4 protein-coding genes are annotated in these 15,333 nt (G+C 60.4%); 3 read left to right on the top strand and 1 reads right to left on the bottom strand.

The window, feature by feature from the left end:
• Positions 1 to 47 precede the first annotated feature (47 nt).
• From glpA to glpC, 3 genes are read left to right on the top strand one after another with little or no spacing between them, the layout of a single operon-like run.
• The gene (gene glpA / locus ACB035_RS14245) at positions 48 to 1,721 is read left to right on the top strand and encodes an anaerobic glycerol-3-phosphate dehydrogenase subunit A (protein ID WP_136502201.1); all 1,674 of its coding nucleotides are present in this window, start codon (positions 48 to 50) and stop codon (positions 1,719 to 1,721) included.
• Entirely contained in the window at positions 1,711 to 2,976 is a 1,266-nt protein-coding gene (glpB, locus tag ACB035_RS14240; protein WP_005361049.1) for a glycerol-3-phosphate dehydrogenase subunit GlpB, read from the top strand. The genes glpA and glpB overlap by 11 nt, the downstream gene beginning before the upstream one ends.
• 51 nt (positions 2,977 to 3,027) lie before the next feature.
• Positions 3,028 to 4,230, top strand: coding sequence for an anaerobic glycerol-3-phosphate dehydrogenase subunit GlpC (gene glpC / locus ACB035_RS14235; protein ID WP_371167517.1), 1,203 nt, complete (start codon positions 3,028 to 3,030; stop codon positions 4,228 to 4,230).
• Positions 4,231 to 4,326: 96 nt separating this feature from the next.
• On the opposite strand, the gene ACB035_RS14230 is transcribed toward glpC, so the two are convergent.
• Positions 4,327 to 15,021, bottom strand: a complete 10,695-nt coding sequence (locus tag ACB035_RS14230) for a retention module-containing protein (RefSeq protein ID WP_371167516.1) — start codon at positions 15,019 to 15,021, stop codon at positions 4,327 to 4,329.
• Between the last annotated feature and the right edge of the window lie 312 nt (positions 15,022 to 15,333).

Below are 15,333 nucleotides of genomic sequence, written 5' to 3'. Positions count from 1 at the left end.
GAAGTAGGCCACACTGGCCTCATCTGGAAGAGATGAGACGGGCAACAATGAAAAGAATAACTACACAAGTCGTCATCATAGGCGGCGGTGCCACAGGGGCCGGCATCATGCGCGATTGCGCACTGCGCGGCATCGACTGCATCCTGCTCGAGCGCGATGATATCGCCGCCGGCACCACCGGTCGCAACCACGGCCTGCTCCACTCCGGTGCCCGCTACGCGGTGACGGATCAGGAGTCCGCCCGCGAATGCATCCAGGAAAACCGCATCCTCAAGCGGATCGCCAGCCACTGTGTCGAGGACACGGGCGGCCTCTTCCTCACCCTGCCGGAAGATGACATCAATTTCCAAACCACCTTTATGGATGCCTGCGCCCTGGCCGGTATCGAAACCCGCCAGCTCGATCCCGGTGAAGCCCTGCGCATGGAGCCCAACGCCAACCCGGCGATGATCGGCGCCATCCATGTACCGGATGGCACGGTCGACCCGTTCCGCCTCGCCGCGGCCAACGTGCTGGATGCCAAAGAACATGGCGCGCGCATCTTCACCCACTGCAAGGTGCTGGGGCTGCTCCGCACTCAGGATCGGGTGCACGGGGTCAAGGCCATCAACACCCGAACCGGCGAAGCGTTCGAGGTGGAGTGTCAGGAGGTGATCAACGCCGCCGGCATCTGGGGCCAGCAAATTTGCGAATATGCCGATCTCGGCATCCGCATGTTCCCGGCCAAGGGCTCCCTGCTCATCATGGATTACCGCATCAACCAGCTGGTGCTCAACCGCGCCCGCAAACCGGCGGATGCGGACATTCTGGTGCCGGGCGATACCATCTCCCTCATCGGCACCACCTCGAGTCGCATTGATTACAACAAGATTGACCAGCTTACCGTCGAGCCCGAAGAGGTCGAAGTGTTGCTGCGCGAGGGGATCAAGCTCGCCCCCATCATGGCCCGCACCCGTCTGCTGCGCGCCTACGCCGGGGTACGCCCGCTGGTGGCGGTGGACGGTGACGACACCGGCCGCAACATCAGCCGCGGTATCGTGCTGCTGGATCACGCCGAGCGCGACGGTCTCAAGGGGTTCAACACCATCACCGGCGGCAAGCTGATGACCTACCGCCTGATGGCGGAGTGGGCCACCGATCTGCTGGCCAAGAAACTCGGCAACAGCAAACCCTGCCAGACCGCCGAACTGAGCCTGCCCGGCTCGCGGGATCCGGAAAAGGTCTCCGCTCCCGGTCTCTCGGTGCCGGTCGAAGGCTCAGCCCAATACCGCCACGGCGAGCGGGTCATCGCCTTCTTCCGTGACAATCCCAAGGCCAACGCCCTGATCTGCGAGTGCGAAATGGTCACCGCGGGCGAAATCGAATACGCCTTGCGCGAGCTGGATGTGGACAACCTCATCGATCTGCGCCGCCGCACCCGTCTGGGGATGGGGCCCTGTCAGGGCGAGCTCTGCGCCTACCGCGCCGCCGGTCTGATGCAGGAGTATGGCAAGGCTGACGGTCGTCAGGCCTGCGTCATGCTGCGCCAGTTCCTCGAGGAGCGTTACAAGGGAACCCGCCCCGTCCTGTGGGGCGATGCCCTGCGCGAGGCCGAGTTCACCTACTGGATCTACGAAGGGCTGTTTGGCTTGGGAGAATGGACGGCGCCGCAGCTGGTTGCCGATACCCCACGCGGCCCAACCAGCGAGACCACTCACAAGGAGAGCCGTCATGAAGTTTGACAATATCGTTATCGGCGGTGGTATGGCGGGACTCTCGGCCGCCCTGCGGCTGGTAGAGGCAGGCCAGAAGACCCTGCTGATGGCCTCCGGCCAGAGCGCGCTGCACTTCTCCTCCGGCTCGGTCGATCTGCTCGAAAGCGAGGGAGATCCCCGCGCCGCCCTGCCCGCCTTTATGGCTGCCCATCCGGATCACCCCTACAGCAAAGTCGGAATGCAGAATATCGAAGCGAGCCTGGCCGATCTGCAGCGCCACTGCGCCGAGCAGGGGTTGCCGCTGGTTCGCCACGACACCAATCACCAGCGCCTGACCCCCATCGGTACCCTCAAGCGCACCTGGCTCTCCCCCGATACCTGTGCTTGCGTCACCGATGCGCCGATCCCGGACGTGCTGCTGCTGGCCACCCTCGAGGGCTTTCGCGACTTTCATCCGGCACTGGCGGCCGCCAATCTGGCGACCCATCCGCGCTTTGCCCACTGCCGTATTCTGACCGGCGAAATCCGCCTGCCCCAGCTGGCCGAATTCAGCCGCAATCCCCACGAGTTTCGCTCAGCCGACATCGCGCGCCTGTGTGACAAGCATCATCTGGTGGCCGATCTGGCCCGCGAGATCAGCCGCATGGTGCAGGAGAGCGGTGTACCCGGCTGCCGCCATATCGTGCTGCCCGCCTGCCTGTCGCTGGGGCTGGTAGGCCCGCGTCTGGCGGAGCTGGAGCAGCGCACCGGCTGCACCATCAAGGAAGTGGCCACCATGCCGCCGTCTCTGATAGGTATGCGGATGCAGGAGGCGCTCAAGCGCCGCTTTATGGCCCTTGGCGGCACCTTCCTCACCAGCGAGCGGGTGCTGGGCGCCCGTTACGAAGGTGACCGGGTGGTCGGCGTACATACCCAGAATGGCGATGATCAGCTGTTCGAGGCGGACAACTTCGTGCTTGCCTCCGGCAGCTTCTTCAGCCGCGGGCTGGAATCCCGTCTGCGTGGCATTCGCGAGCCCATCTTCGATGCCGATGTGCTGAGTCTGGAGGAGCGTGACGCCTGGGCCGGTCGCCGCCTGTTCGACCACCACCCCTTCATGGGCTTCGGGGTCAAGACCGACGACAAGCTGCGGGTGCTGCGCGGCGGCAAGCCACTCACCAACCTCTATGGCGCGGGCAGTGTCTTGGCCCATTACGACCCAATTCGTGAAGGTTCCGGCTCCGGTGTTGCCGTTGCCACCGGCTGGCAGGCTGCCGGCCATATTCTGGGTGCGGCCCAATGATTACTACGTCCCATATCCCGTGTCTTCATCATCGCCGGGAGGAGAACTGACATGCTACTGGATCACGCCAACCAAACTTTCGATCAGTGCATCAAATGCACCGTCTGTACCGCCTACTGCCCGGTGGCCAAGGCCAACCCCGCCTACCCCGGCCCGAAACAGGCGGGCCCGGATGGGGAGCGGCTGCGGATCAAGAGCCCCGAGCTCTTTGACAGCGCCCTCAAGCACTGCACCAACTGCAAGCGCTGCGAAGTAGCCTGCCCGAGCGGGGTGCGCATCGGTGACATCATCGCCAAGGCCAAGCATCAGTACAGCGGTTTCAAACCGGGGCTCCGCGAGTTCGTGCTCTCCCACACCGATCTGATGGGCAGCATGTCTACCCTGATGGCGCCGGTGGTCAACTTCACTACCGGCCTCAAGCCGATGAAGCTGGTGCTGGACAAGGCGCTGGGTGTCTCATCCCACCGCGATCTGCCCAAATACTCCCAGGGCACCTTCCGCGGCTGGTACAAAAAGCAGAAGGCGACCCAGGCCAGTTATAAGCGCCAGATCGCCTACTTCCACGGCTGCTATGTCAACTACAACCACCCGCAGCTTGGCAAGGAGCTGGTGCAGGTGCTCAACGCCATGAACATCGGTGTCCAGCTGCTGGAGCGGGAGAAATGCTGCGGCGTACCGCTGATTGCCAACGGCTTCATGGACAAGGCCAAGCAACAGGCGGCCTTCAATATCAAGCAGATGGAGAACTCCCTGCTGGGCAACGAGATGCCACTGCTGGCCACCTCCTCCACCTGTGGCTTCACCCTGCGGGACGAATATCCCCACCTGCTGGAGCAGGACAACCACAAGGTGCGGGATCGCATCTCGCTGGTGACCCGCTTCCTGTGGAACGAGTTCTACAAGGGCAACAAACCGGCGATGAAGCCGCTCAATCTGCACATCGCCTACCACACCCCCTGCCACATGGAAAAAATGGGGGGCGTCATCTACACCCTCGAATTGCTGCGCGCCATTCCCGGGGTCAAGGTGACGGTGCTGGAGTCCCAGTGTTGTGGTATCGCCGGCACCTACGGCTTCAAGTCGGAGAACTACCAGACCAGCCAGACCATCGGCGAGGGGCTGTTTGATCAAATCAACCGCCTCTCCCCCGATCTGGTGATCACCGACTGCGAGACCTGCAAATGGCAGATCGAGATGAGCACCAGCTTCCGCTGTGAACATCCGATCCACCTGCTGGCCCAGGCGTTGGCCTGAATCCCCGGCCCTTGCGGCCGCATAAAAACAATCCACGCAGAGATAAACAAAGAGCCGGCAATTGCCGGCTCTTCTTTTTACGCTTCACGCACGCTATCAGGGGTGCTGGATGATCAGGCTATGCTGATCTTCCAGCATGCTCTGCAGGATATCGTGGGACGAGGTGCTGGTGAGATTCCAGCTGGTCAGGTCCACATCCTTCAGGGTGATCTGCTGGGTCACATGACCATCCCCGGCTGGCGCCACCGATAGGTTAACATCACTCAGGCCATTGCTCCCCGTGGTCACCGAGGCTGAGAGATGCTTGAGCAGATCATCGACACCATTGCCAGTGACCCCTTGCAGCATGTCAGCCAGATCGATCTTGTCCCCTTGCTCCGGATGGAAGTCGGTGATGGTATCGATGGCGGGCTGCCCCTGGCTCCCCTCATCCCCGTGCTGCCAAACGAAGAGATCACTGCCAGCACCGCCAGTGAGGATGTCATTGCCATGACCCCCCAGCAGACGGTCATCACCAGCGGAGCCAAACAGCCAATCCCCCTGATCGGAACCGACCAACTCATGACCACTCTGGCCGTGCACCGTGATGGTCTCAAGGGGCGTGCTGACGGTTGAACCGCCGACACTCGACTCGGCACTGATCCCCAGCACATGGTCACCGTCGCCAAAACCGCTGAAGTAGAGCGGAACCGAGTGATCGGCCGGGATCAGCCAGTCGCCATTGCCATCGGCATGACCAACGCTCTGGCCATGCTCGTCATGCACTTGCGCCCCATTCAGGCCGCTGATGCGGATGGAGAGCTCGCCGGTGGCCGGATTGACCACGCTGGCATTGATGCCAAGGGGGATAACGGCCCCCTGCAAGGCATGGAACGCATGCTGATCCACCGTCAGACCTGGCATATCCGGCTCGGGAGTGACAGTGATGGTCACCTGATCGGTGTCGCTCAGAGAACCGCCCGCACCGCTGTTGCCCTGATCGGAGGTAGTGACGGTAAGGGTATCCTCTCCCCAGAAATCTTTGGCCGGTTCATAGTGCAGGTTGCTTGCCAGCAACTGGTTGAGATCAGCCAACGACCCCACCAGGGTGATCTCGCTGGTACCCGCCCCCTGCACCATCACGGCACCGGTTGCACCCAGCAAGGTCAGTACACCATGTTCGACCCGCAGCACCATGGAGACAGGCGCACTGCCTGCATCCACATCCTTCACGCTGACACCGGAGAGCGACAGGGAGCCATCTTCCTTCACCGTCATGCTGCCAGGCAGCTGATTGACCGGCGCATCGTTAACCGGCTGCACCTCGATGGGCAGCACATCGGTATCGCTGAGTGCCCCGCCACTACCCGTGTTCCCCTGATCGTTGGTGACCATGGTCAGGGCGTCATTGCCGTAGAAATCACTGTTGCCCTGATAGGTGACCCCGCCAGAGAGCAAGGCATTGAGATCGGCCAGCGTGCCGGTCAGCACCAGCGAACCGGTGCCGTTGCCGACTACCGTCACGCCGCTGCCAGCAGGCAGCGTCATGGTGCCATGCTCCACCGACAGGGTGACCTTGATGGGGCTGTTGCCCGCATCCACATCTTTCACCTGCAAACCGTGGATGACAAAAGGCTGATCTTCCTGCGCGACCTGAGGGGTTGTTGGCATTACGTTGATTGGCGCATCGTTGACCGGGCTTACATCCACATGGATGGTGCCATTGACCTCGGGGCCAAGGGCGCCGTTGTCGAGGCTCTGGGCAGTGATCTTGAGATCCAGTGCACCGTTGGCATCATTGGTCACCAGCTCGACAGCACCCAGCTTGCCGCCCTCGGTAGTGACCTGCCAGCGACCGCCACCCAGATCAACAACCGTCCCAGCCACGCCATTTGGCAAGCGGATCTCGGCACCATCAGGCACCCCTTCGATAGTGACCCGCACCTGCTCGGGCTTGTTCTCATGCACATTACCCGCACTGCCGCCGGTTGGCTGGGTATCCCGGGTCTCCAGCCCCAGATCCAGCGTGATCACATCCCCTTCGGTACCGCTCGCCTGCTCCTGAATGTCGGCGATAAGGGCATCCCCCACCGGATTGACGGTGACGGTAAAGCTGCCACTGGTTTCGAGCGGAATGGTGAGCCCCTTGTCGAGGGTAAAGGCGCTCAGCGACAGCTCCACGCTGCCGCTGAAATCAGCTGGCGGGATCAGGGTCAGCTTGGAGAAATCGGTCCCCACCGGGATCTGCCAGACGCCGCCACCATTGTTGACCGCCGGAGCCGACAGGGTGAAGCCATCCGGTACCCCCTTGATCTGCAGCGCGACGATCTGCTCCGAGCCATCGTTATCGATTAGGGTTGCGCCAAATCCGGCAAGGTTGACCGTGCCATCCTCGCTCCCCGTGACGCTGTGCACCGAGAGTTGAGCCGGATCGTTGACCGGTCTCACCTCAAAGCCGACCTGTCCGCTCCAGCTGCCGCTGTCAGTCACCTGCTGGCCGCCGACCAGCGCGGTATCGACGATATCGACCTTGATGTCGAGCGGTACCTGACCGCTGAAGTGCTCTTTGGGCACAAACACCAAGTCCTTGAGGGCAGCCACGTCGTTGACCACCAGGGTGTTAACCGGCTGGCCGCTGCCATCGAGGAAGTAACCATATTTGGCATCCACAGTGATGGTGACCCGCTCAACGGTTTCGAGACCGCCGCCCGCGATGGAGGGGCTGATATCGGCCAGTTTCACCGAGAGATCGAGGTGGATCTCGCTATCTTCCAGATTGTCCGGCTGCCCGTCCTGATTGGTGTCCTGCACGGTCAGTGTCAGTTCCGGATGCTCGCCACGACCACCATTCACATCGACTACGGGGGCCACATCGACCCTAACCGTGCTGCTGTCGACCTTGATATCGCCACTGGCGGTATCGGTATTCACCACCTTCACCTCGATATTGAGCGAACCGGCAAAGTCCTGTGGCAAGCCGAGGGTCAACCCTTCCAGGCCCGCCAGTGACGGCGGCACCTTGATGACGTACTCACCGGTCGAGATGTTGTACTCGGCGCCGCTGATGGTGACGCCTGCTGGCAACCCCTTGAGGACAATGGTCACCTCGTCGCTGGCCTGATCGGCGGCGCCGATATGGATAACGCCTTTGAGCTGCTGACCAAAATCAACCCGGATATCCTCCTTGCCCACCAGCACGGCGTTGTCGTCGATATCGACAGTCGCCGCCGGTGTCTTGGGCGTCACTGGCTTGTTCTCAAATTCGGCACTGGTTTCCAGGCTCACTTTGACGTGGGCACTGGCATCGCCATCATCACCCCGGTCGATCACCATGGCATCGATGCGGATCGGTTGAACCTTGCCGACAAACCCGTCCGGCGCATGCAGCTTGAAGCTACCGAGATTGCCCGCCGGCACGATCCAGCTGCCGTTACCGTTGTTGATACCGCCAACCACCACGAACTGATCGCCTGCACCACCGTTCAACACCGGCAGGTTGATCACCAGATAGTCGATCTCCTCCACGCTCGAGGGATCGAGGTCGGTAAAGATGAAGCGTCCAGTCAGGTCTATATCAGCCCCACTCTGCCCCACGAGAGCTCCACCGCTCTGGGTCAGCACGCCATCGGGCTCCACCACGGCCTGGATATCGACATGCAGATTGCCATCGATCACCTTCTCGGCCACCGCGCCCGAATCCACATCATGCTGGGTCACGGTAACATGGCTCTGGATAGTGGTATCCCGATCGCTATCCTCCGGCGCCTTCACCAGCAGTTGCCCCCCGTTGAGCAGGCTGTCGAGCTGGGCAGCAGTCAGGGTGACCTTGCCACTGACCACGGTCAGCTGGCTCTCGACACCGCCGACTCGCAGCCAGATCTGGTAGCCATCCTCCACCCCGGAGAGACTCAGCGCCGTGACTTTCTCGGCGCCGTCAGTAAGGGTCGGATGCCAGTCCAGCACGGTGAACTGATCTTCCAGGCCATGGCTGGTCTTGCTGTAGTCGGTGGCGTCAATCTCGGGTTCCACCTTGATATGCAGCGGCACCTCGAAGCTCTTGTGGTCGCCATCGTTCTCGGTCACCACCACCTTGGCGATCAGGTTTAAATCCGCCGTGCTGTTATGGGGCGGCTGAATAAGCAGGTTGCCAAAATCGGAGACATCGACCTGATAGGTCGGCTTGCCATGGGCGTCGAGTCCGGCAAAGGTAAGAGTCAGCTCTTTGCCATTGGCATCAAAGACCCGGGCACCTTCCGGCAGCCCTTGCAGCACCACGTTGAGGCTCTCGGAAGTGTCATGCGGGGTATCGACCCACTCGCCCGAGGTGAGGGTAAAGTTGAGCGGTGCCCGTCCATCCTCACCTACTGTGGTGGCATAGCCTGTCCCCTCGACCTCCCAGCCGGTATTGCCAAGCTCGAAGTGAGGCTGATCCACCACCCCCACTAGATCCACATGAAGGATCTGGGAGCCGGTCTCCTTCTCGTTCACCACGGTATGGGTCTGGCCGTTGGCATCGGTCAAGGTCGCCGTGTCTTTCACCACCCCCTTGATGGTCAGATCGAAATCAACGTTGCTGTTTTTCGGCGGTTGCAGCTCGAGTTCGCCAATCCGATCAACAGGAACCTCATAGTAACCGGCTATGTTCTGTGCAACGGCGGAACCACCCAGCAACAAGGTTGCGCCGTCAGGCAGGCCACTGATGCGGACAAACATCTGCTCGGAGCCATCGGTGGTGTCACCCAGGTGGGCGAGGCCAATCTTGCTGCCCAGATCGAGCAAGGTATCCTCTTTGCCCTGAATATCGCGCACGGTGAGTTTGGCGTCATCCGCCTGCGGAGTGACGTTTATCACCAGTTCAATCTTGTCTCCCTGCGCCGTACCCTGACCCGGCGCGATCGGGTTCTGCTCCGTGCTGATCGCGGTCACCGACAGCTTGATGTCACCGCTGAAATCCTTGGCCGGAACCACGGTCACCTTGTTGATATTGGCTGCAGATACGGTATAGAGCCCGCTGGCATTTGGCTTGAGTTCAACCCCGTTGAGCGTGAGCGTGCCCTTGCCCGCCTCCCATTTGATCTGGTAGCTCAGGGTCTCGGAGCCATCCGTATCGGTGAGGCCCGCCTGCACATTGAGGGCAATGCCGCGGCTGTCCTCGTTGGTGGTGTAGTGCTGGTGCGTGCTACCCGCATCCCACAGGGGTTTGTCGGCAATACCTTGCACCGTGATGTCCAGATTGCCGGTGAGCACCGGGGGCTTGCTCCCCTCGGTGACGCCCACCTGCAACTGCACCGGGAAGCGCAGCGGATTGCCTCCGTTGTTGTAGCTCGAGTAGTCGTGGTTAGGCACGAAGGTGACACCGGTGAGCTGGAACTTGTCGTTGGTGTTGGCCACCGCCACCATGGCCGCAGGCGGCACCTCATACCAGGTCTTGCCACCCAGGGTGATGGTGGTCAGCGCGACACCGTTGAAATAGAAGGTTCCCTGGGCATTGGCAGGTGCCTGGATAAGCAGCTGCTCCACATGCTCGCCCCGATCGAAATCCCCTACATCCAGATTCATGGTGATGGGGATTCCCTGGCTAGGATCGGTTGCTCCGGCATCCTCCTGGCCGGTGACTGCGCTCACGCTGAGCATGCCAGCCTCGTCCCGGATGGTCAGGGTCAGAACCCCATCATCGGTATCTCCGTCACCGTCCACCAGGTGGAACTCAATCTGCTGCACCAGAGTGCTGTTGCTGTGATCAATGCCCGGCCTGGCAGTGAAGCTGTAGTTACCCTCGGCATTGATAACCAGAGTGCCGATGACTTGTCCTGTGCCATCTGTTACCGAGATGGTGGTATTGCCCGTTGCGGCGATGGGGTGCTCGGTACCATTGATGGTGACCGATTTCACTACCGCATCGTCCGCCCCCTCACTGGCGGTGGCCAGCAGATCGCCGGTCACTTTCGCACCTTCATTCAGGGTCTTGTTCGCATCCATGGCGACGGGCACATCATCCTGCACGCTCACATGACCAATCACTTCGGCACTGAGGTCTCCGTCACTGTCCCGCGCCTGTAACGGCAGCTGGATATCCAGCAGATCCTTGCCCTGAGCGCTGTGATCAAGATTGCCGATAAGCTCGAAGGTGTAGCGGCCGGAGACATCCAACGTCAGCTTGAAGATGATCTTGCCTGCGCTGTCCTTGCCAAGATACACACCCGGCTGGCTATCTGCGCCAATGGTGACGACCTTGCCCCCCGACGTGAGGGTGTTGAGGGCGTTAAAGCGAGCCACATCCAGTTGCAGAGAAGCCACCCGGTCACTCCCGGCGGCGATCGTCACCTGACCGATGGCAACCTCTCCCGTGCCTGACGGGCTGGTGCCTCCATGCTGGCCATTGCCCCCGTTGAGATCCGACTCCTTGACGGTGACCCCCTCGATAGCGGTGATCACGGGATTGTCAGCATCGATGATTACGGCAGTGGTACTGCCAGTGATCACGCTGCCATCGCTGTCGGTCACCTTGATTGGTAAGGTCAGGTTGAGTCTGTCATTCGCCCCGTGATCCAGGTTGGTATGCACCGTTACCTGATAGTCGATGGTTGCAGTGGTATGAGCAGCAATGCTGGCTGGCGCAGTGGGGATGGACACCGTCATCACTACCAGACCGCCGCTGGTCACTGCCTGGAAGGTGTGACCATCGGTGCCAACCGCTTTCCAGGTCAAGGCTTCGCCATTGTGGGTAATGGGCTTGCCGCTGGCATCCATAACCTGACCGGAGAGGGTCAGTCGCACATCGGTCACCGGATCCGAGTCAGCCTTGATGGTGATCTTGCCGATCGCCTGCTGGTCATCAGTGGTCGAGTTCGCGCCATCGAAACGCCCTTCGCTTAAGGTGACGCCAGTCAGGGTGAGGGTCGGTTTCTCCCCTTCCCCAATCTGGATATTGAGGGTGCCGCTGGTGCTGTCGTTGTTGCCGCCCGCTTTGTCGTAATCGTTGACAATCACCTTGATGGGCAGCTCGGTCACGGCGTTGCCGCCCTGATGGATCCCCTGATAGAGGGTCACCTGATAGTCAAACCCGTTCTTGCCCGCCTGATCGAGGCTGCCAACCAGCTTGACCTCGAACACCTCGACCCGCTGGCCATCGACCATCACATAGCCCTTGATGAGCTGGCTACCGGGGATGGCGGAGTCCCCATCAACCAGCTCGTATTTGACGGTTTGGCCGAGGGCTGTGAGCGCCGGTTGCTGGCTGCCATCGGCAAAGGCCACCTCGACCACCCGATCCGACCCGGCTTGCACGTCGAAGTGACCGGTTTGACTCAGACTGTTGCTGCCGGTGAGGTCCCCCTCATCCAGAGACACGCCTTTGCCCGGAATAAAGCTCGGGGCCTTGCCATCCACGATGGTGAGCGGCAGCGTGGTACCGATGCGATCGCCATCCTTGTCGGCCAGGGTGACGGCAAGCGGCAAGTTGAGGGATTCACTCCCCTTGTGATCCAGCTCGCCGCTCAGGGTAACCTTGGCGGTGACGCTCCAATTACCGTTGTTATCGACCAGGCTGAGCTCGGCGCGCAGCACCACCTGGCCACCGGCGGTTCCGACCAGCTGGCCGGTTGCGGGATCAACGGCGAAAGTGACCGGGTTACCGTGGCTGGTCAGTCCGGTCAGGGTGCTCTGGATAGCGGCGATATCAAAGCCAAGGGAGTTAGGATCAAGGGCATCACTGCCGTGAGCAACCGAGAAACTCATGGTGCTGACGGCTGCCATCTCCCCTTGCGTCATCTCGGTGATGGTGGTGCCGGTCACGGCGGAGATGGTCGGATTGGCACCATCACCCACCGCCACGGTAATGGTAGAGGAGACCTTGTCACCATCGCTGTCGAGAAGGGTAAAGCCCACCTTGAGCAGGCTGTCGGCACTGCCCTGATCCAGCGGTTGATGGAGGGTGAAACTGTATTTGCCATCGTTACCGAGGGTCAGCTCAAACACCAGCTTGCCATCTGGGGTACGCCCCTCGATAAGATGATCAGCCACCGTGATGGTCACGGCCTGCTTGCCCGAGGTGAACCCTTGCAGTTCTGGCTGGTTGGCATCGAAGGTGATGCTGGCCAGCGGATCGCTGCCCGCGGTGATAGTCAGATCACCGTCAAGGGTCTGGCCTTGCTGCCAGTTGCTATCTTCGGTGAGAGTGAGGGAGACAGGATTAACCTGCGGCAAGGCACCATCGGTAATGGTGATATTGAGGGTGCCGAAGTTGCTCTTGTCGCCGTCAAAATCTGAACCCTGTACCTTCAGGCCAAGATTGAGGCTGTTAGTTGCTTCCGGCTCGTCAAACACCCCGGTCAGGGAGACGCTGTATTTGCCATCCAGCCCGATGGTAACGGTGAGGATCGTCTTGCCCTGCCAATCCTTGACGATCAGCTGGTTGTCTTGAACCTCGTAACTCGTCGCCTTGCCCTGGCTGGTGAGCCCATCCAGCGCCGGTTGGCTGGCCTCAAAGTTGAGGGAGATCAGACGATCGCTCCCCACCATCACCGGCAGTTGGCCATCGATGCTCTGGTTGCCCCCCTCTTGCAGGGCGACCCCCTTGTCGATGCCCAATGCGGGATCACTGCCATCATTGACGGTCAGGGTCAGGTCGGCGCTGGTGCTGTCGCCATCGATCTCGTTGGCGCTTACCTGCAAACCGAGGGAAAGCGTGTCGCTGCCCTGATGATCGAGCGGACCGGTGAGGGTGACCACCACCCGCCCAGCCAGATCGCTGCCCTGCTGCTGCGCATTCAATTCGGCGCGTAGCACCTCCACCCGTTGGCCACTGCCATCCAGGTAGTAACCTACCAAGGTGCGATCATCGGCAAATTCAAAGGTCAGCGGATGACCATCGCTGGCAAGACCCGAGCCGTTGAGGGTAGTCAGGATGCTGCTCTGATTGCTGAACACCAACGAATCCACCAGCAGAGGATCGGCGGTGTGTTTGACCACAAAGCTGCTCTCGCCCACCACGGCGGCGCCGTTAGTAAAGGCATCTTCAGTCAGAAGAATGGCCGGGATCTCGAAGCTGGGCGGATTGCTGTCCACCAGATTGATCACCAGCGGCGCCTTCACCAGATCGCCGTCGCTATCGCGATATTCGAGGTTAAACGGCAGGCGCAACGCGTCCTGACCGTGATCCAGGCTTTGACTCCAGACGATGCGGTAACTTCCGTCATTGTTGAGGGTCAGGCTGAAGACAGTCGCCCCACCGGCACTGGCGGTCAGGGTCTGACCGTTGATGGTGTAGCCAAGAGGCGCGCCATGGCTGACGAGCCCCAGCCCTTCCAAAGCACTCTGGTCAACGGCGAACTGGACTTGCAGATTGCCATCCTGGCCGGCACCGGTATTTAGACTGCCGGTCGCGGTGATCGGGCCATCGGCCAATCCGGCTTCGGAGAGCGTCAGGGTTTCGCTCTGACCGATCAGCGGCACCCCATCGCTGGCGCTGTTGCCCGCCAGATCGGTGACTCTGGCACGCACTTCAAAGGATTGATTGATACCGGAGAGATCAAGACCTGATACCTGCCAGCGGCCATCGGCCCCGACCTGTGCCGAGGTGGTCAACAGCGGCTGGCCATTGCTGTCGACCAGAGTGATGATGACACTCTGACCCGCCTCCACATTGCTGGTGGCGCCGCTCAGGGTGGCGCTGCTGTTGCCAAACAGGGCCGTGGTATCGAGATCATCGATGTCGATAGATGCCTGAGTATCGACATTGATAACGAGGGTATCGCTGGAGCGGTTGCCGGCAAAATCCATGGAATTGACCTGAAACTGGTACTGGCCATCGGCCAGGGTTTGCGGCAACTGATACTGCCAGTTACCGGCGGCATCCACCGTCAGGACGGTGAGCACGCTGCCGCCAAGGCTCAGGGTTACGGTGGCGCCGGGCTCCCCCTTCCCTTGCAGCAGCGGGGTATTGTCGCGGGTCAGATCATCGATCTGGCTGGCGCCGGTGTCGCTCTCATCGGCGAGATCGAGGGTAATGGTGGTGATGGTATCGAGCAGAGTCTGTCCGGTATCGCTGGCGTTGTTGCCAGCCTGATCCTGGGTATTGGCCACAATCTGCAACGGGCCATCCACCAGCTTGCCGGTCACATCGCCAAAATTGGCTTCCCACACCAGGCCGGGCAGCACCACGGTCGTCACCGTCAGTGAATTTCCCGCCTGATCGATAAGGGTCACAGTGACTGGCTGGCCTACCTCCACATCATCCACCACACCACGAATGATGACGCCAGCCGCTTCATCGGCGTTGATAATGTTGTCGCTGGTTTGGGGTTCGGTGATGGTGATGGCGGCAAAGAAATCGCGCTCTTCTGAAAACAGCAGCTCATCGCCGACAGGTTGCACCGCATGGTCGGTATCAAAACCGGCCTCGGCCAGGGTGGCGTCATTGGTACGATCGACCACCACAAAACCACCCGAGCTGGAACCGGCTACACCACCGATATTACCTGCAGCGGCTGCGTTACCGGCGGCGGTCTCCTGGAACAATTCGGTCGGGTCAATCCCCTGACGGATCGCCTCTTGCAATGAGGCCAGTTCCGGATCAGTCGGTTGTCCATCAGCAGCAGGCTCAGGTTTGGCGGCCATATCATGCTCACCAGCAGGATCACTGCCCGGCTCGGCTAGTTGAAAGTGGCCCCCTTGGGCAGTTTGCAGGCGGTCCCCCGGCTGCAATGCCATCCCCACTTTTGCTCGTATGACAGATCCATCTGCACTGATGACAAACACGGAGCCCTCGAGTTGGGAGATCACCGTGGACTTTTCAATTTGCAACTCAGCCATACAACCTCCAGCAAAACCTTAACCACCAACATCAGTACCTAGAGGGTACTTGTCTGTTCAATAATCATACCGCACCAGACTAAGTGGGTCTTTTCGCTATTTTCGACAATGATTGCCATAAAATGGCCATAACTTACAAGATTGTGCATCTAACAGGCCTTTTTAAATGAAATGAGATTTGGACGACCCCAATCCCATCACCTTTATTAACAGGTCTATCAGACTCCATGTGACTATTTCTGTCGTTTGACGATAAATCCACTGCAGCTTCAATAAATGGATCATAATCCGAAGGTCAAAAGCTCACACCAC

The sequence above is a fragment of the Aeromonas sp. S12(2024) genome (genome assembly GCF_041402305.1).
Taxonomy (GTDB): Bacteria; Pseudomonadota; Gammaproteobacteria; order Enterobacterales; family Aeromonadaceae; genus Aeromonas; species Aeromonas veronii.
Note: the sequence above shows the minus strand (reverse complement) of the source record. Positions and strands in the feature narration are given on the sequence as shown.

Coding starts and splice junctions, on each gene's coding strand:
- glpC (WP_371167517.1), top strand. CDS start 3,028: ATGCTACTGGATCACGCCAACCAAACTTTCGATCAGTGCATCAAATGC.
- glpB (WP_005361049.1), top strand. CDS start 1,711: ATGAAGTTTGACAATATCGTTATCGGCGGTGGTATGGCGGGACTCTCG.
- ACB035_RS14230 (WP_371167516.1), bottom strand. CDS start 15,021: ATGGCTGAGTTGCAAATTGAAAAGTCCACGGTGATCTCCCAACTCGAG.
- glpA (WP_136502201.1), top strand. CDS start 48: ATGAAAAGAATAACTACACAAGTCGTCATCATAGGCGGCGGTGCCACA.